The following is a 19249-nucleotide window of genomic DNA, read 5'->3' on the forward strand; positions in this document are numbered from 1 at the left end:
CCTTCAGCCTTAAAAAAATGAAAATTACCCATACCGAAATATACCGCTTTAGCATACCGATGGAACCTTTTGTGATTGCCACCGGAACCATGCATTTTGCACAGAATGTATTGATCAGGATTTATACTGATGCAGGTATTCATGGTATTGGAGAATGTTCTGCTTTCCCGATGATTGTTGGTGAAACACAAGAAACCTGCATTGCCATGGCTAAAGATTTCGCCGCAATTTTAAAAGGGAAAGACCCTTTGGAAATTCCCGAACGAATGAACGACCTTTTAGGTTATGCCGACCATAATAATACCATTAAAAGTGCTTTTGACATGGCACTATTCGATATTGCAGCCAAAAATGCAGGTTTACCACTTTATAAATTTCTCGGCGGACAAAAACGGACCATCGAAACCGATATGACCATTGGTATTGATACGCCTGAAGGAATGGCGGCAACAGCTTTGAAATATAAGAGTCAGGGTTGCAGGATTATAAAAATTAAGTTGGGCAAAAAAGTTCATGATGATATAGAAAGGGTGAAACACATCCGCGAAGCAGTGGGCAAAGATTTAACCTTACGCCTGGATGCCAATCAGGGATGGAGTTTCGACGACGCCTTATTTGCGCTTGGTGAACTGGAAAAGTACAATATTGAATTCTGCGAACAGCCCATGAGAACCTGGTATGATGATAAACTTCCTGAATTGAACGTCAATTCGCCAGTTAAATTAATGGCCGATGAGAGCTGTTACAACCATCATGATGCACGTAAACTGATCAATAGTCAGTCTACGACTTATTTAAATATTAAATTTTCAAAATCGGGGGGAATTTTAGAAGCGCAAAAAATCCATGAAGAAGCTTTGCAAACGGGTGTTAAATGCATGATCGGCAGTATGCTCGAAAGCAGGATTGCCTTGAGCGCTAATCTTCATTTCGCCCTTGCAAGCCCGAATGTAGAGTTTTTCGATCTTGATACGGCACTATTAGGTCATCTTGTTGATCCGGTTGTTGGCGGCCTCACTTACAACGGCTACTTTTTAGATATTCCCGAAGAAATAGGCATCGGTGCCGAAGCGGATGAGTTTTTCTTAGAAAAATGCGAAAGCTGGGCGGTTTAGTTTAATAGTTCATTAGTCATTGGTTCATTAGTTTCCGGTACAGTGGTAATTAGATAGTTTGGCGTTTGGAGTCGATTAACCAATTTAAACAATTAACCGATTAACCATTAGTTACAGTTAACCAATTCAAACAATTAACCAATTAACCCTTAGTACAGTTAATCAATTCAAACAATTAACCAATTAACCAACTATCGAACTAATAATCTATCCAGTGCTAAACTATCGCCATTAAAAGCATTAAAATCAACTACATGACCAATGCCATTAATTTTGGCTTTATCAGAGTGTTGCCAAAATTTCCAGCGGCTTTTATCCAATCTCAATTTGGGCTGGTAATAATGGGCAATCCATAGAGGATAATCATCAAAAAAATCGACCAGATAATCTTCATAAAATTTTAGTCCGGTATAAATAATCGGTCTAACCTTAGTCTTTAGTTCTACATAATTAAGAAAATCAGACAGTTCAGCCCTCATTTTTAAAGGAGAAACACCATCTAATGATTCTATATCCACCACAGGTGGTAAATCGCCTTTTTCGACATTAACGACCTGTAGAAAAAATTTAGCTTGTGTTTTACCATCCTTTTTCGGCCTGAAAAAATGATAAGCACCACAGATAATTCCCGATTTTGGTGCTTCGCGCCAGTTTCTTTGAAAATATGGATCAACCAATAATAAGCCTTCTGTAGCTTTGATAAATGCAAAACGGATACTCACCTCATCCTCTTTCATTTCCTTTACCTTTGGCCAGTTTATTTTGCCCTGATAGTAAGAAACATCAATGCCATGTACTGTATATTTTTTGGGGATTTTGATATTAAAACTTTCATAAGTTTTATAATTAGGATCTTGCCCCCAATCTTTAACCCATCGCCAGGTGGCCACAAAACTTCTTAGCACGTAACCGTAATAAAATGGCGAAAGTAAAACCAATAGTAAGCCTGCAATAAATAATTTGAGCTGAATTGATAAAACACCTTTCTTTTTTTTATTTGTTGCAGGTTTTCTAGCAGCTGGTTTTCTAGGGCTAGGTTTTCTGGTAGTTGGAGCTTTATTGGGGATTTTTTTCTCTGGCGGCATATTTGTTCTGATGCAGCAAAGTTATTAAAATTAAAGCTGTTCAATCATTAATTATAAACCATAAAGCCAGGTGTTTCCTTTAAAACATATCTGAATTTTATTTTTTTTGGATCTAATTTATCTGTTTTAATTCTTTCCAATATGTTTAGCGAACAATCATTAAAACCTAAAAAATTATCCTTGTACACTTTAATTTCAGTAGAAAGATAGAGTTGTTCATCCTTTTCCACATCGCTTTCGACAATCACTTCATCAAATTGCCAGTTAAAACCAACCGTGTTATCGACCAGTTTTTGCCTTAAAGCGGTATTAAACTCAATCAAAGGCTTTATTAATTTGGGTTCAGCTCCACTTTTTTGTTGTGTACTCAATCCCACGCTTATTTCTTCGGGTATAAAAATAGTATCTGAAGGTAGTTGTTTTGCAAAATTAAGCATAATGGCAACTTGTGGCTCTTTTATAAGTGCCCTGCTCATGGTCTCGCTTAAAACAATGTCGATATTTGTATTTTCTAACTGATAAATTGTGGCATCGGCAATTTCGCACTTCGCTATATAATCCCTTAAATTAAACGCTTCTAATACCTGTTGTAAAATATCATAGGTCTGCTGATTGATTTCCAACATTGTGAATTGAACTTCAGCCGGACTAAAATGCATCATTACCGGTAGAGCCAGGGCTGCAAATGGGCCTGTACCAGCATACATCACCTGAACCGGACCTGCTTTTTGAGTCAGTTTTTCCTTAATGGCAGCATATAAACTCCTCACAAAACGCTGGGTCCTTAAAATTTCCTTCACACATTGCGCTGCCCAAAATGTCCCAATAGCCTGCCCCATTTCACTTTGAATGTGTCTTCTATTCAATTCATCGTCATTATCGATTTTTACGATTTTGGATAATAAGGTCACATAGTCAGTTATAGCAGGTGCAAGTTTATCGTGAAAATCTCCAGGTTTCAAAATTTCATCACTTATTCGGCGTAATTCTTCTCTCAGTTGCGTTGTTTCCATTTAGAGGGGTTTTTGGATAGGTTAAAAATTATTAAAACTAAGGTATTGCACAAATCTGGGTATATCAGAAAGATTGGGCGTGGCAGCATGCGGAATAGATTGCAACCATAAAATCAGATCACCCTGTTCACCAGCAACAGGAACGGCAAGGTTTTGCGCTTTCAATTCCTCAATTAATAGTTCGGGATTTTTACGCTGGAGTTCTGCTTCAATCTGACGATGATAACCCGGAATCAGGCTAAATGGGCCACGGTTTACCGGAACATCATTTAAATAGAGTAATCCCTGAATATAATAGGTTGGGCCGACATTAAAATCAATATCCCAATGAAGCGGACTGCCTTTAAAAGTAAAATCTCCATTTACAGGTGGATTAAAACTTACTTTTTCGCAGTTAGGCAATAGTGCACCAGAATCGTACAAACTTGCAAAAACCGATTTTACCTGCTCATCGTTCCTGATATCATCAAGCGCTTTATGCTGATAAAGCTGGAGCATAAGCCCCTGCAATAATTGATGATCATTATACCAGGTTTCTGATTTCTCCATATCCACACCAAGTGTTTTGATTATCAGTTCAATTACAGCATTACAGCGTTGTGCATCGATTATTTTATCAATTTTTAAATACCCGTTCTTTTCCCAGAACTGATGCTGCGTTTCACTTAACACACTCACAAAACGATTATTAGTAACATGACCTGCATCCGCATACCAATGGTTAAATTTTAAGGTAGCTTGTCGGTAAAAATCAGCACCTTTTAACTGTATAATCCATTGTTTAAAATGTTCGTCGTCTATACATTCGTTGTATAAAAAATGGTAAGTTTCGAACAACCCGATCTGAAAAAAATTGAGAAAGATTTTCTCCTGATAAATATATTCTTCTCCGACATTCTTTTGCGGAGATTTTGGATCATGGTATCCCCTTATGATACTTAAGAAAGGGCAAGGTGTTAATTGTTGAGTGTTTGAGGCGAGCATAGTTAACTTATTGATAGCAATTCTAATAAAAATTAATTAAATCTATGATAAAAATTGCCAAGCTATTACCAAAAAATTAAGGCAAATGCAGCTACATTGTTTTACTTTTGGTGAGCTACGCCACTATCTATGATTACCGCAATTTACAATACCTATAAAACCTCTTTCAGCGGTTTAAGCAGGGAAACCTGGTTACTAAGCTTTGTGATACTCTTTAACAGGTTTGGAAGCATGTCGGTACCTTTTATGGGCCTGTTTGTTACCCAAAGTTTGCATAGATCGGTAACAGATGCAGGTTTAATCATCATTTTATTTGGTGTTGGTTCGGTGCTGGGCTCAGCAACAGGTGGTAAATTAACCGATATGATCGGTTTCAGGCCTGTACAGGTTTTATCTTCCATCATAAGTGGCCTGCTATTTATCTTGTTTTCTACTTTAACCCACTTTTATAGTTTATGTATTTTGGCAGTGGTAATAAGTTTTTTCTCTGAGGCTTTCCGTCCTGCCAATTTTACAGCAGTTGCCTACTACTCCGCAGAAGGTACTTTAACTAGATCGTACTCCTTAAACAGGTTGGCTACAAATATGGGCTGGTCTATAGGGATCAGTTTTGCAGGTATAATTGCATCCATCAATTATAGACTACTTTTTATTGTTGAAGGTGTTGTAAGTATTATTGTGGGTTTATTGATCCTCACATTTTTACCACAGGTAAAAGGTTTCATTAAAAAGGCAAAGGAAACGGCCAATAGTATGGTCATTATGAAACCATGGAAGGATGCTTTCTATGTAAAGTTTATTCTCCTCACAACCATATTTATTACCTGCGCTTTTTTAATGTTCAGGATTGTGCCGGTGTTTTTTAAACAGGAATGGCATATCGATGAATTTGCCATAGGCATTATAATAGGCATCAACGGAGCCGTAATTGCCCTGTTCGAGATGGTAATGATCAATAAAATTGAAGCAAAAAGATCGCCCATGTTTTTCATCATCATAGGCGCTGTTCTATTTTCGATTTCTTATATCTTATTAAGTGCTCCGGTAAGTTTTCATGTTGTTATGGCCATTTTAACCATTGTTGTTTTTACCTGTGGCGAGATGCTTACTCTACCTTTCATCAATACAATCGTTATTAGCAGAAGTAATGAGCACAATAGAGGTTTATATGCTGCAGGTTACACTTTAAGCTGGTCGTTCGCACAACTTGCCGGCCCCTATCTGGGCTTTTTAGTGGCAGAAAACCTTGGTTATAACTGGCTTTGGTTAGGCCTTGCCTGTATGTTACTATTATGTACATTTGGATTTAATACCCTTAATAAAACACAGGTAAAAAAGGTTTTGGAAAGCAGTGAAGTGCTGCTGGAAACCAAATAAATCTCCAGCAGAACATCAATTATTTTACTTTTTGGGCTTTTACACCTTCGTTTGTAATTTTTACCGGAAGAATATTTCCATCTGCATCAAATTTCATTTCATCAATACAGGTAACCCGGTGGTTTCCATCGGTTTCGGTTAATGGTCTGCGGTGATAAACAATATAATATTGACCTTTCTTCTCGTTAATAATCACAGAATGATGGCCTGCCCCAGTTGCAATAGCAGCATCTTGTTTTAATATTTTTCCTATTCTTTTAAACGGACCAAATGGCGAATCGCCAACAGCATAAGCTACTGAATAATCAGGACCAGTCCAGCCACCTTCGCTCCACATGAAATAATATTTACCGTTCCTGATAAACATATATGGCCCTTCCACGTAATTATCGGGTGTAATTTCTTTAAAGATGGTGCCATCTTCAAATGGTAAAAACCCGCTAAAATCTTTATTTAATTTGGCAATATTGCAATGTTTCCAGCCTCCATAAATTAAATAATACTGTCCGTCTTTATCTTTAAACACAAACTGATCGATCGGTTGCGCGCCATTATGAAATTTATCTACCAAAGGTTTCCCTAAATGATCTTTATAAGGTCCTTCTGGTTTATCGGCAACGGCCACACCGATCCCACCTACTTCATTATCGCTCTGAATATCGTTTGCACCAAAAAACAGGTAATATTTTTTGTCTTTTTGAACAATTGCAGGTGCCCAAATCGCTTTATTGGCCCATTTTACGGCTGCAGTATCTAAAATATGGGGATGTTTTTTCCATTTTACCAAATCGTCAGACGAGAAGGCATCCAAAAATACCTGTTCCTTATATTTTGCCGAATAGGTTGGATAAACCCAATATTTATTGTTAAAAATAGCAGCGTCAGGATCTGCATACCAACCCTGAAAAATTGGATTTCCAGACTGCTTAATCGTTTTAGTATCTTGAGCAAAAGAAGTGAGCCCCGATAAAAGTAAAAGAGATGAGATGAGGTGTTTCATGGTACCAATTTAGAAAAAAATCTGTGCTTTAAAAATTAACAATATCATTTTGCACTTATAAACGGTCTTATACTTCACTCAGATTAACTAATAAGTTTAAATTTTATTTATCCTGTTTTGGAAAGCAGTAACAGTGCTTTTCGGTTTCAGCAGTCCCGCCCTTCGTTTCAAATCCTCGCCCTCATGCTTCGGGCTGTGGGTTTTACACTCCGGTCGGGTTTAGCTGGCAGGGCAAACTGTACTATCTGGAGCTGTAAGGTGCATCATTAATGCTATTGCAGAAAAAGGTTTTGCGCTGAAAAACAGATCACTGTTAAATAAACCCGACAGTAGCGAAAATACTTTTTGTTGCACCGCTCTTAAACTCAGCACAACAGTAACATAAAAAGATTGAAGCGAATGGCGGGACTACAGCACCTATGAAAAACAAACTGCTCATTTTCAAAAAATGGCAAAAAAAAATCCCTGCTTATAAAAATAGGAAGGGATGATCTTCGACTTCATTCAGACTAACAATTAAGTTTAAATTTATTTATCCTGTTTTGGAAAGCAGTAACAGTGCTTTTCGGTTTCAGCAGTCCCGCCCTTCGTTTCAAATCCTCGCCCTCATGCTTCGGGCTGTGGGTTTTACACTCCGGTCGGGTTTAGCTGGCAGGACAAACTGTACTATCTGGGGCTTTAAGGTGCATCATTAATGCTATTGCAGGAACAGGTTTTGCGCTGAAAAACAGACCACTGTTAAATAAACCTGACAGTAGCGAAAATACTTTTTGTTGCACCGCTCTTAAACTCAGCACAACAGTAACACAAAAGATTGAAGCGAATGGCGGGACTACAGCATCTATGAAAAACAAACTGCTCATTTTCAAAAAATGGCAAAAAAAATCCCTGCTTATAAAAATAGGCAGGGATGATCTTTGACTCGGATCAGACTGACAAATAAGATGACTTATTTGCTCAATTCCGCGAAATATTTATGGAACAGCGGCAAAGTCTCTATTCCTTTATAATAATTGTAAATATCGTATTTTTCATTTGGTGAGTGCAACGCATCACTATCTAAACCGAAACCAAAAAGTACGGATTTGATGCCCAATGCCTCTTCGAACAAAGCTACAATCGGGATACTACCACCACCACGCGTAGGAATTGCTTTTTTGCCGAAACTATCTTCAATTGCTTTTTCTGCAGCCTGGTATGCGATACTATCAGTTGGGGTTACCACCGGCTCGCCACCATGGTGAGGGGTAACTTTAACTTTTACATTTTTAGGTGCAATGCTTTCGAAATGCCTGGTAAAAATTTCGGCAATCTCTTCTGAGCTTTGGTGTGGCACCAAACGCATCGAGATTTTGGCATTGGCTTTACTTGGCAATACCGTTTTTGCGCCTTCGCCAATGTAACCGCTCCAGATCCCGTTAACCTCTAAAGTTGGACGTGTTCCGGTACGCTCTAAGGTAGAATAACCTTTTTCGCCCCAAACTTCTTCAATATCAAGGTCTTTTTTGTATTCTTCTTCATCGTAAGGAGCAGCGTTTAATGCTTTTTTCTCTTCATCGGTTAATTCCAGCACTTTATCATAAAAAGCAGGAATGGTGATGTGGTTATTTTCATCATGCAATGAAGCAATCATTTTACACAGAATAGTCGCTGGATTAGCCACTGCACCGCCATAAACGCCAGAGTGTAAATCGCGGTTTGGACCAACCACTTCTACTTCCATATACGCTAAACCACGTAAACCGGTTTCGATTGACGGGTGTTCCATGCTGATCATAGAGGTATCAGAAATTAGAACTACATCAGCTTTTAAACGCTCGGCATTATCTTTTACAAAGATACCAAGGTTTGCAGAACCTACCTCCTCTTCACCTTCGATCATAAATTTAACGTTACAGGCCAATGTATTGGTCTCCACCATCAATTCGAAAGCTTTAACGTGCATGTAAAACTGGCCTTTATCATCGCAGGCTCCACGGGCATAAATTTTGCCATCGCGTACAGTTGGTTCGAAAGGTGGGGTATGCCAAAGCTCTAATGGATCAGCAGGCTGAACATCATAGTGACCATATATTAAAACGGTTGGTAAAGAAGCATCTATAATTTTTTCACCATACACAATCGGATAACCGGCTGTTGGACAGATCTCAACGTTATCTGCACCTGCATCCTTTAATTTCTGCGCAACATAATCGGCAGTTTTTAAAACATCGCCTTTGTATTTCGGATCAGCACTAACCGACGGAAAACGCAACAACTCAAACAGCTCATCTAAAAAACGTTGTTTGTGCGTTTCTACATAATTTTTAATCTCTTGCATAACAAAATGAATTTGGACAAATATAGGCTTTACCAAATAAATGGCCTACTAAGTAGCTACAAATTATAACTTTGTATAAGTAAAATTTCGCTCCGCCTCAAAACTGGATTTTTAAATTTATGCACGTCTATTAACGAATACAAAAAAATAGTTTATTGTTTGTAAAAAAGAGAAAGGTACAGTATCATTTATATTTACTTTTTTGTAAATTGCGCCTTTAACAGATATCCTTAAATCCTGTAAGAAAGAATATTAACAATGAAGTTTAGCGCAAAAGTATTTTTATCTCTGCTGCTGCTTCTGTTTGTTCGCATTTATTCTTTCGCTCAAACGCCAAACCCCACCCGTGTAAGTTGCCCCGAAGCAGCCCAATATTACTCGAAAGACAGTATAAACATTGTAACTTTTGGAGCCAGTACAGTAGAAGGCGTAAATGGTGTGGGTTTCCAAACCATGCTCCAGAATAATTTTTTAAACTGTTACACCAATAAAATAGTCGATATTACCAATCACGGCATAGGTGGACAAACTACTTTTCAGGGTTTACTCCGGATTGATAACGCAATAGCCAACAGAACAGGCTTTATTGTGATTGATATGGGGATTAATGATGCAGTTGCCATTGCTGCAGGTAAAGGCAGTGTAGCAGAAACAGTGGCCAACATGCGGGTATTTATTACTTCGAGCTTGAAACAAAAATTAGTACCCATTTTATGCACCCTTCAGTTTGTTGATGACAGGACTAATAAAGGTTATGTTGCCGTAAACACCAACATTAGGAATATTAATGCGGCTTACAGAAAATTAGCCACAGAATATAAGATTTACCTTGCGGATGTAAATGCAGCCATGAGGCGCGATTTTACCCTGTATCAGGATGCTTTTCACCCAAATGCACGTGGCTACAGATTAGTAAGTTACGTAATTTTTGATGCCATTAACAAAGCTATTTTTGATAAATTCCTAAAGTTTACCGTTTCTCAGAACTACCCAAACCCTGCGGCAATGCAAACTTTTATTGATGTGGTTTTGCCCGAATCGGACAAACTGAACATTCAGATTTACGATTTAATGGGCCGCCTGGTTAAAACAGTGGTAAATGAATATTTGAATACGGGTAAACATACCTTAGAGATTAATACCTCTACTTTTGTACCTGGCATTTATTTCTTTAAAATCTCTTCCGATTCAGGACAGTACAATACCGCGAAAAAGTTTATTGTAGCGAGGTAACAAAAGCATTAAATATTAGTCAGATATTTGATTAATACGTGTTATAATTTTAATTATGTCCTCCGATACATCTTTCACGAACGAAACCATTGATCTTAATCATCTTCCGAAGTATGAAGAAATTTCACTAAAACAACCCCATTCCAGTTATTGGAAAATTATCTGTATCAACCTGGTGATTTTTTTTGTGCTGCTGGGAGTTGGCATTACTTCGCTTTTATTGTTTGTTGATGAAATACAACCAAATGCAGTTTGGATTGTCCCTGTTTATTTCATCCTGGCGGTTATTTTTTTCATTCTTTTCCGTTTAAGTTTTAAAAAACGTGGTTACGCGGTACGTACACATGATGTAATTTATAAAAGTGGAATTATAGCCGAATCGACCACAATTGTTCCTTTAAACAGGATTCAGCATATTGAATTAAACGAAGGTATTTTTTCAAGGATATACAAATTAGGATCGCTACAGCTATTTACTGCCGGGGGCCAAACCGGGCATATCCACATATCAGGCATCGCAATAGAAGAAGCAAAAAGCATCAGGGACTTACTTTTGAAAAAATTAGACCTGCTCGAAAACCCAGGCACTGAAACAGAAATATGATGGACAACGATTTTAGTAAACCACAACGCGAATCGGCTTTTGGCATTATTATAATGGGTGCGCATACCCTGGTTAAAATTGTAAAGGCAAGTTTTTTCTTATTTATTATAGCATTTGTAAAAATGTCGAGTACCTCATTTATCTACCTGATAATGGGCATCCTGGCAATCATTTTAATTAGCTTCGTATTTGCCTATTTATGGTATTTAAAATTCACCTTCTTCCTGGATAAAGAAAAGCAGGAATTTGTAGTAAATAAAGGCATATTCAATCGCGACCAGGTCATTATTCAACTCGATAAAATTCAGCAGGTTAACATTAACCAGAATATTCTGCAGAAAATTATCGGTGTTTATGGTTTAAAAATCGACACTGCGGGTGCACATGGCGAAGAAGTAAGTATAAAAGCTATTAACGAAACTGCTGCTTACAACCTTCAGGCGCATCTGCTGAATAGAAAGGCTGTAGATGGAGTGCAACCGGAAAAGGTACATGAAAACCATTTGGAGGATGAAGCGCCCTTTTTAAGGATAAGTGGTTTTACCTTATTTAAGGTTGGCTTAACTTCTAATTACGGACAAAGTTTAGCTCTACTTGCCGCTTTTTTTTATACGGTTATTTATGAAGGCCGGCAATTGCTTGATGCTTTTAAAATTAACAAAGATGAAATTCAGAGCACGTTAACAGGAATGCTGACCATTGTTACGGTTTTCATTTTAATTGCATGCCTTTTAATTGTATTGCTGATTATCAATCTGGTTAGGACCTTTTATAAATATTTCGAACTCCAGATCAGTCAGCATAAAGATGCCATGCTCCTCTCTTCTGGACTGATTGCCAAGAAAAATACATTGATCAGTCCAAATAAAGTGCAGATTACCAAATACAGCCAGAATTATTTTCAAAAGAAGATGAACATGCTGAATATGAGTTTAAGGCAGGCGCATTTTGGGCAAAGTAAAAAAGGACATGAATTGCAAGGAAATACTTTGGAAATACCAGGCTGTAACCCTATTGAGCGTGATGAGTTATTAAAAATGATATTGGGTGATGCACCCTTAATGGGAAAAACCTTTATTCCCGACTGGCGTTTTCTAAACTTACCGATTTTTTTCAAACTGGTTTTACCCGTTTCAATCTTTTTAATCCTGGCTTTAAATATCCCCGAGGTGAAACCTTTTATCGGTATTGCAATTCCCTACTTTCTTATTGGTGTACTGATGATTTATATCAGTTACAGAAGGCACCGCATTTCAGTAAATCAGGATTTCATTATTAAAACAAGCGGGATATGGGATATTTCGAATGAAATTGTACAACCCAATAAAATTCAGGCGATTACCACTTTTCAGTATCCATGGCATAAGGGTGTTGATGTTGGTCATCTTTCTTTACATACCGCCGCAGGTCAGATCCATTTCAAATATGGTAATTATACAGAAATTAAACAGCTGGTTAATTATTGGTTGTACCAGGTAGAGAGTGGAAATGAAGATTGGATGTAGGTAAGGTGGAGGGTTTCGAGGTGGAAGGTAGAAAGGGTAAATTATGCGTATTATGTGGTTCGTGCTTCAAAGAACCATCATTTACCATAAATTTTAAAGTTATGAATTTTATCCCTTTGAATAATAGCACAGACTTAACCTAGCTGAACCTTAGCAAATTGAGATAGTTGTTTCGAGTATAAGGCCTGCAAGCCAATCCCGCAGACCATAACATTAATTTTGCAAAATAATTTTATACCATTTAAAACTAGAGAATCATAATTCCTTTGATGTTTCCAGCTTTCTTATAAACAGCAATCACCTCATCAGCATTTTGCATTGTTTTTTTAACTGTAATCGAAACATATTTCCCGGTTTTTGAAGCTTGCTCAATAAACTCATCATCAGGTAAAATGGCACGTAAGTCCTGTATTTTATCTAAGCCGCCAGTAATGATAAATTTAAAATTGTAAACTCCTGGAAATTTTTCAACACTTTCCAATTTCTCTTTTAAATTCACATAAATATCTTTGTTATCCCCATCTGGGATATCGGTAAGCTCAATATCCTTATTTATTTTTTTCTCTTCCATAATGAAAACATATCAAATTCTATACCCAAATCATTAAGGTGTAATTCTGACAGCATACTGCATTTATTTAATACAAAATCCCGCCATTTTGGTCGAATAATGAGGGGTTTAAACCCTCAATAGCAGCAAAACCCCATTTAAAATAAACCTTGGCGAAGCGGATACCGGCCTAGTGCAAAAGGCCTGAAGGCGTATGAGCAAAGCAAAGGAGTAACGATGCTAATAAAACGAGGATGTGGCTTTCCTCAAAATCAATTAAAATAAAATTCAATTCACAACACCTAACTAATTACTAACAACTTTGGCAAAAAACCCCAATAATTGTTATTTTTGAACCTCAAAAAAACAGGAGCCGATTTGAATTATTTAGAAGGATTAAACCCACAACAAAGAGCAGCAGTAGAAAACACAAAAGGACCGGTAATGATTGTTGCGGGTGCAGGTTCGGGCAAAACCAGGGTAATTACATTTCGTGTAGCCCACCTGATTCAAACCGGTACCGATCCATTTAACATTCTGGTTTTAACCTTTACCAATAAAGCGAGTAAGGATATGCGCGAGCGTATTAGTAAAGTGGTTGGCGCTGAGGCGAAAAACATCTGGATGGGTACCTTTCACTCCGTTTTTGCGAAAATTTTGCGTGTTGAGGCCGAAAAAATCGGTTATCCGAACAATTTTACCATTTACGATACCGACGATAGCAAAAGTGTACTGCGTGCCATTTTAAAAGAAATGCAACTGGATGATAAACTTTATGCGGTAAATTTCGTTTTTGGTAGAATTTCATCTGCAAAAAACAACCTGATCTCCTGGGGTGAATATCAATCCAATGACCAGATCCAGGCAGAAGACATTCAAAATAAACGACCGCTTATTGGGCAGATTTATGAACAATATGCCAAACGTTGTTTCAGGGCCGGTGCAATGGATTTTGACGATTTATTGTTTAAAACCAATATCCTGTTAAAAGAACATCCGGAAGTTTTAAATAAATATCAGCAGAAATTTAGATACCTGATGGTAGATGAGTACCAGGATACCAACTTTTCACAATATACCATTGTAAAAAAACTGGCGGCTGCTTATCAAAACATCTGTGTAGTGGGTGATGATGCGCAAAGTATTTATGCTTTCCGTGGAGCAAATATCCAGAACATTTTAAATTTCGAACGCGATTATCCTGATTTAAAGGTTTATAAATTAGAACAGAATTATCGTTCTACCCAAAATATTGTTGATGCTGCAAGCAGCATTATTGCCAACAACAAAAACCAATTGGAAAAAAATGTATTTTCTGAAAATGTTGAGGGTGACAGGATTAAGGTTGCGCGTGCTTTTACCGATAATGAAGAAGGTAAACTGGTTGCCGAATCGATTATCCAGGAGCGCGGCTTAAAAGGATACACTTATCACGATTTTGCTATTCTTTACCGTACCAATGCACAAAGCAGGGCGATGGAGGAAGGTTTGCGCAAACTGAATATCCCTTACAAAATTTATGGCGGAACATCTTTTTACCAGCGTAAGGAGATTAAAGATTTAATTGCTTATTTCCGTTTAACCTTTAATCCGAAAGATGAAGAAGCCATTAAACGGGTAATTAATTACCCTAAGCGTGGCATTGGCGATACTTCTATTGATAAAATAATTGTTGCGGCAGACCAGAATGGAAAAACCATGTGGGATGTAATTTCGAACGCACACGAATATGTTGACGGACGTTTGGCCAATCAACTGAACGATTTTTCAATGATGGTACAGAGTTTTCAGGCTGAAGCGAAAAAACTTGATGCTTACGACTCTGCATTGTTTATTGCACAGCATACAGGCATTTTAAAAGAGCTTTATACGGATGACAGTGTTGAAGGACGTGCGCGTTACGAGAATATCCAGGAGTTATTAAACGGTATTAAGGAATTTGCAGAGCGTGAAGATATAGAGGAAAAAGGACTTGATATCTTTATGCAGGATGTCGCCCTGTTAACCAATGATGATAAGGATGGTGATAAGAACAAGGATACAGTTTCGTTAATGACGATCCACTCGGCGAAAGGTTTGGAGTTTAAAAACGTGTTTATTGTAGGTTTGGAAGAGAACCTTTTCCCTTCTCAAATGTCGGTTAACTCCCGCTCCGACCTGGAAGAGGAACGTCGATTATTTTATGTGGCCATTACCCGCGCGGAAATTAAGTTAACCATTACTTATGCAACCTCGCGTTACCGCTGGGGAACGCTAACCAATTGCGAACCAAGCCGTTTCATTAATGAAATTAACCCGAAATTTTTAGAGCTGGATGTAAAACCTGCTAAATCGAATTCTTTTGATGGTAATTTTGATGATGAGCGCAAAACATGGACTTCGCAGCCACGCGATTTCTTCAGCAAACCAAAACCAGCGGCTGGCGCAACTGCCTCTGCCCCACCAGCGCGACCAAAAACCACTACGTTATTAGCTAAAGCACACATCCCAACGCCAGGCTTTACTCCATCGCAGCCCCATGAATTTCAAGGTGGTATGGAAGTAGAACACGAAAAATTCGGTTTTGGAAAAATCATCAGCTTAGAAGGAACATTACCCGATGTAAAAGCAACAGTATTTTTTCAAGGATTAGGCAACAAACAGTTACTGCTTAAATTTGCGAAACTGATGATTGTGAAATAAGTTTTTTACCACAAAGGCACCAAGTCACGAAGAGCATTAATTTATACTTTGTGTTTTTGTGCCTTCGTGGTTAATTATGGAAAATGTAATGTGGATGATAGAATAATTTATCCTTTCACTTTGCGTCCTTTTCCCTTTTCTCTCTGCAACCCTTGCGGTTAAAACCACTTGAAAAAACACAAAATTATACTTAATATTGGGGTCGGTTCTCCCGATTACAAACCATGCAACTTACCAGGTTAGAAATTAAAGGTTTTAAGAGCTTTGGCGATAAAGTGACCATCAATTTTAATGAGGGGGTTACGGCTATTGTTGGGCCTAATGGTTGCGGAAAATCCAATGTAATTGATGCCATGCGCTGGGTTTTGGGCGAGCAGAGCACCAAAGCCTTACGTTCTGAGAAGATGGAGAACATCATTTTCAATGGAACAAAAAACCGTAAACAAGCACAGCTAGCCGAAGTTTCGTTAAGCTTTGATAACACCAAAAACATTCTTCCGACCGCATACTCGCAGGTTACCGTAACCCGTAAACTTTACAGAAACGGTGATAGTGAATATCGTTTAAACGATGTTCAGTGCAGGTTAAAAGACATTACCGACCTGTTTTTGGATACCGGAATCGGTTCAGATAGTTATTCGATCATCGAGCTTAAAATGGTTGATGAAATCATTACCAATAAAGAACATAGCCGCCGTTCCTTATTTGAGGAAGCCTCTGGGATTTCGAAATACAAATTACGTAAAAAGCAGACTTTCAACAAGTTAAAAGATACAGAAACCGATTTAGAACGGGTTGAGGATTTACTCTTTGAGATTGAAAAAAACCTTAAAACGTTAGAAAATCAGGCCCGTAAAGCAGAACGTTATTATAAATTAAAAGAGCAGTACCGCGAATTGAGCGTACAATTGGCTACTCATCGTATTGCGTTCTTTCGTACCGACTTAAATGCTTTAGAAATACAGGAGCAAAACCAGCAGGTAAACCGGACAGAACTTAACACTAAAATAGATACTGGCGAAGCAGAACTGCAAAAATTGAAGCTGGGTAGCATTAGTCAGGAAAAAAATCTTTCGATACAACAAAAGGCCACAAACGAGTTTGTTTCCAAAATCCGCGCTTACGAAAGTGAAAAAAAAGTAAAAAACGAGCAGATGCGCTTTTTACAGGAAAAAGAAACACGCTTATCCGGCGAACTCGAAAAAGATAAAAATCAGGTTAACCACATCAAATACAACATTAAACGTTTAAATGAGGAAGTGGTAACAGAAACGGAGGTTTTTAACCGTTTAGAATCTGATTTAAAAAGCTTAAAATCTACACTCGATACCCTTCGTGAACAACAGCAAACCGAAAAAAACAGGATTGACAACCTGATCAAATCGGTTAATGAACTGCAGAATAATGTATATCAATCGCAAAAAGAAATTGATATCCTCAACATCCAAAAAGATGCCCTGGTACAGGAAAGCAATAGAAATGTTGATGATACCGAAACCAAAACCTTAGAATTAAAAGCATTTGACCATGCTTTGGCTGAGTTGGATATCCAGGTGAGGGAAAAACAGGCCAATATTAAAAACCTGACGGAAGCTGAAGAAATCTTAAAAGACAAATTAGCCGCTTCAGAAAGCAACTTAAGTTCGAACAAGGAAAAATTAACGACCGAAAACCGTAAAAAAGATGCCAAGCAGAACGAGTATAACCTGACTAAATCGCTGGTTGATAGTTTAGAAGGTTTTCCGGAGTCGATCCGTTTTTTAAAGAAAAACAATGCTTTTGCCAAAAGCGCTTTACTCCTTTCTGATATCTTATTCTGTAATGAGGATTACCGAATTGCCATAGAAAATTACCTCGAACCAGTAATGAATCATTACGTAGTAGAAAAATATGCCGATGCGGTTCAGGCCATTAATCTTTTAACAGATGCCAGCCGTGGAAGAGCTAATTTCTTTATATTAGAGAATGTTCCCGATAAAAACCCGGTTATTGGCTCGCATGAAGGTCTCATTTCTGCTTTATCGGTTATTGAAGTCGACAAAAAATACCAGCACCTCTGCAACCTCCTTTTACAAAATGTATATATCGCAATAGCCGAGCAGGAAAATCTTTTCAAAGAAACACCAACCGATAGTTTAACCATTTTGGCCAAAAATGGAAAATATGCGCAAACTAAATTTACCCTGGCCGGTGGTTCTGTGGGCTTATTTGAGGGTAAGAGAATTGGCCGTGCAAAGAATTTAGAAAACCTGGCCAAAGAAATCAAGGTTTCAGACTCATTGATTAACCAGTATGATGCCGCAATTAAAGCTGAAACAGATAATATATTTAACCTGAAAGAGGCGTCAAAAATTAATCAGATCAACGCTTTACAACAGGAAATGAACCGTTTAAACAACGAACACATTTCTGTTCAGACTCGTCGCGATCAATACCAGGAGTTTATCACCACCAGCGAAAATCGCAAAACCGATATCGCCCAAAAGATCGTATCGATTGAAAAGGCTTTATCGGAAAAATTACCTGCTTTGGTTCAATTGCAAAAAAACCAGCAGGAAGCGCACGTTAATTTACAAGAGCAACAGCTTAACTATCAGGAAATTGCCGACCAGGTAAATGAAAGCGCGGGTAAATATAATCAGGACAATATCCGGTTCCACCAGCAACAGAATAAACTTTCAAGCCTGGAAAAAGATTTAGATTATCGTTTCGTACAGGAAGAAGCGCTGAATAAACGCATTGCCCAAAACGACAAAGAATTACAGGAAGCTTTAACCCAGATTACCGCAACTTTACAACATACCGATCTGAATGATGATACGCTTTTAGAGATGTACCAGCAACGTGAGGAAATGGAAAAAGGCCTTGCGGAAGCCGAACAAGCTTATTTTACGAGTAAAGGAAGTATCAACGAAGTGGAGAACGACCTGACCAATATCCGTAAAAACCGTGAAGAAACCGATTTTCTGTTAACGGAGATCAAGGATAAAAAGAATGCTTTAAAAATCGATTTAAATGCCTTAAAAGAGCGCTTAGCTGTCGAATTTAATATTGATATTAATGATCTTTTAGAAACCGAGACTGAAATTGAAGCGCTGGAAAGCGAGTTCGAACTGCGCCAGAAAGTAGAAAAAATGAAGCGTCAGTTGGATGAGTTTGGTGCCATCAACTCTATGGCTATGGAGGCTTTTAAAGAAATGGAAGAGCGTTATACCTTTATCCAGAACCAGAAAAAGGATCTCAATGCAGCCAAAACTGATCTTTTACAAACCATTAAAGAAATAGACGATACGGCGAAAGATAAATTTATGCAGGCCTTTACCCAGGCTCGGGAACATTTTATCGTGGTTTTCCGTTCTTTATTTAATGAAGAAGATAGCTGTGACCTTATTTTATCAGATATTAATAATCCTTTAGAGGCTGATATCGACATTGTGGCCCGTCCGAAAGGTAAAAGACCTTTATCCATCAATCAATTATCTGGTGGAGAAAAAACGTTAACGGCTACTGCCCTGTTATTTTCACTTTACCTGTTAAAACCTGCACCTTTCTGTATTTTCGATGAGGTTGATGCGCCATTGGACGATACCAACATCGATAAATTCAATAATATTATCCGTAAATTCTCCGATCAATCACAGTTTATCATTGTATCGCATAACAAACGCACTATTGCCAGTACCGATATTATTTATGGCGTAACTATGGTAGAACAAGGCGTTTCGAGGGTTGTAGCGGTCGATTTAAGGGAAGTAGCGGCGTAAAAGCTGAAAGTTAAAAG

The 19249-nt window shown here is 37.9% G+C and carries 13 protein-coding genes; 7 read left to right on the top strand and 6 right to left on the bottom strand.

Annotated elements, in window-relative coordinates:
- The first annotated feature begins 17 nt into the window (after positions 1-17).
- Complete coding sequence (locus tag H9L23_RS14120) at positions 18-1115, top strand: mandelate racemase/muconate lactonizing enzyme family protein (RefSeq protein WP_187591023.1); 1098 nt, start codon at positions 18-20, stop codon at positions 1113-1115.
- Positions 1116-1306: 191 nt separating this feature from the next.
- Here H9L23_RS14120 and H9L23_RS14125 read toward each other — a convergent pair whose 3' ends face one another.
- From H9L23_RS14125 to H9L23_RS14135, 3 genes are read right to left on the bottom strand one after another with little or no spacing between them, the layout of a single operon-like run.
- Positions 1307-2200, bottom strand: coding sequence for a glycoside hydrolase family 25 protein (locus tag H9L23_RS14125; protein WP_187591024.1), 894 nt, complete (start codon positions 2198-2200; stop codon positions 1307-1309).
- Positions 2201-2247: 47 nt separating this feature from the next.
- Positions 2248-3213, bottom strand: coding sequence for an SAM-dependent methyltransferase (locus H9L23_RS14130; RefSeq protein ID WP_187591025.1), 966 nt, complete (start codon positions 3211-3213; stop codon positions 2248-2250).
- Positions 3214-3234: 21 nt separating this feature from the next.
- Complete coding sequence (locus tag H9L23_RS14135; RefSeq protein ID WP_187591026.1) at positions 3235-4197, bottom strand: phytanoyl-CoA dioxygenase family protein; 963 nt, start codon at positions 4195-4197, stop codon at positions 3235-3237.
- Positions 4198-4326: 129 nt separating this feature from the next.
- Between H9L23_RS14135 and H9L23_RS14140 the strand changes: the two genes are divergently transcribed.
- Positions 4327-5574, top strand: coding sequence for an MFS transporter (locus H9L23_RS14140; protein WP_187591027.1), 1248 nt, complete (start codon positions 4327-4329; stop codon positions 5572-5574).
- A gap of 19 nt (positions 5575-5593) precedes the next feature.
- Here H9L23_RS14140 and H9L23_RS14145 read toward each other — a convergent pair whose 3' ends face one another.
- Together H9L23_RS14145 and H9L23_RS14150 are read right to left on the bottom strand one after the other, a co-directional pair.
- On the bottom strand, positions 5594-6574 hold the full coding sequence (locus H9L23_RS14145) for a glycoside hydrolase family 43 protein (RefSeq protein WP_187591028.1): 981 nt from the start codon (positions 6572-6574) through the stop codon (positions 5594-5596).
- Between the two features lie 949 nt (positions 6575-7523).
- Positions 7524-8894, bottom strand: a complete 1371-nt coding sequence (locus tag H9L23_RS14150; protein WP_187591029.1) for a dipeptidase — start codon at positions 8892-8894, stop codon at positions 7524-7526.
- A 258-nt stretch (positions 8895-9152) separates the two neighbouring features.
- Between H9L23_RS14150 and H9L23_RS14155 the strand changes: the two genes are divergently transcribed.
- From H9L23_RS14155 to H9L23_RS14165, 3 genes are read left to right on the top strand one after another with little or no spacing between them, the layout of a single operon-like run.
- The gene (locus H9L23_RS14155; protein ID WP_187591030.1) at positions 9153-10127 is read left to right on the top strand and encodes an SGNH/GDSL hydrolase family protein; all 975 of its coding nucleotides are present in this window, start codon (positions 9153-9155) and stop codon (positions 10125-10127) included.
- Between the two features lie 55 nt (positions 10128-10182).
- Positions 10183-10731, top strand: coding sequence for a PH domain-containing protein (locus H9L23_RS14160; protein WP_187591031.1), 549 nt, complete (start codon positions 10183-10185; stop codon positions 10729-10731).
- Positions 10728-12236, top strand: a complete 1509-nt coding sequence (locus H9L23_RS14165) for a PH domain-containing protein (RefSeq protein ID WP_187591032.1) — start codon at positions 10728-10730, stop codon at positions 12234-12236. The genes H9L23_RS14160 and H9L23_RS14165 overlap by 4 nt, the downstream gene beginning before the upstream one ends.
- 247 nt (positions 12237-12483) lie before the next feature.
- Here H9L23_RS14165 and H9L23_RS14170 read toward each other — a convergent pair whose 3' ends face one another.
- Positions 12484-12807 carry a DUF493 family protein gene (locus tag H9L23_RS14170; RefSeq protein ID WP_187591033.1) on the bottom strand — a complete coding sequence of 108 codons (324 nt, stop codon included), beginning with the start codon at positions 12805-12807 and terminating at the stop codon, positions 12484-12486.
- Positions 12808-13164: 357 nt separating this feature from the next.
- Here H9L23_RS14170 and H9L23_RS14175 point away from each other — a divergent pair, with 357 nt between their 5' ends.
- Both H9L23_RS14175 and smc read left to right on the top strand, forming a co-directional pair.
- Positions 13165-15468 (top strand): ATP-dependent helicase, encoded by a 2304-nt coding sequence (locus tag H9L23_RS14175; RefSeq protein WP_187595491.1) that lies wholly within the window; start codon positions 13165-13167, stop codon positions 15466-15468.
- Positions 15469-15692: 224 nt separating this feature from the next.
- Complete coding sequence (gene smc, locus H9L23_RS14180) at positions 15693-19232, top strand: chromosome segregation protein SMC (RefSeq protein WP_187591034.1); 3540 nt, start codon at positions 15693-15695, stop codon at positions 19230-19232.
- Positions 19233-19249: the final 17 nt, after the last annotated feature.

This window comes from Pedobacter roseus (genome assembly GCF_014395225.1).
GTDB lineage: Bacteria > Bacteroidota > Bacteroidia > Sphingobacteriales > Sphingobacteriaceae > Pedobacter > Pedobacter roseus.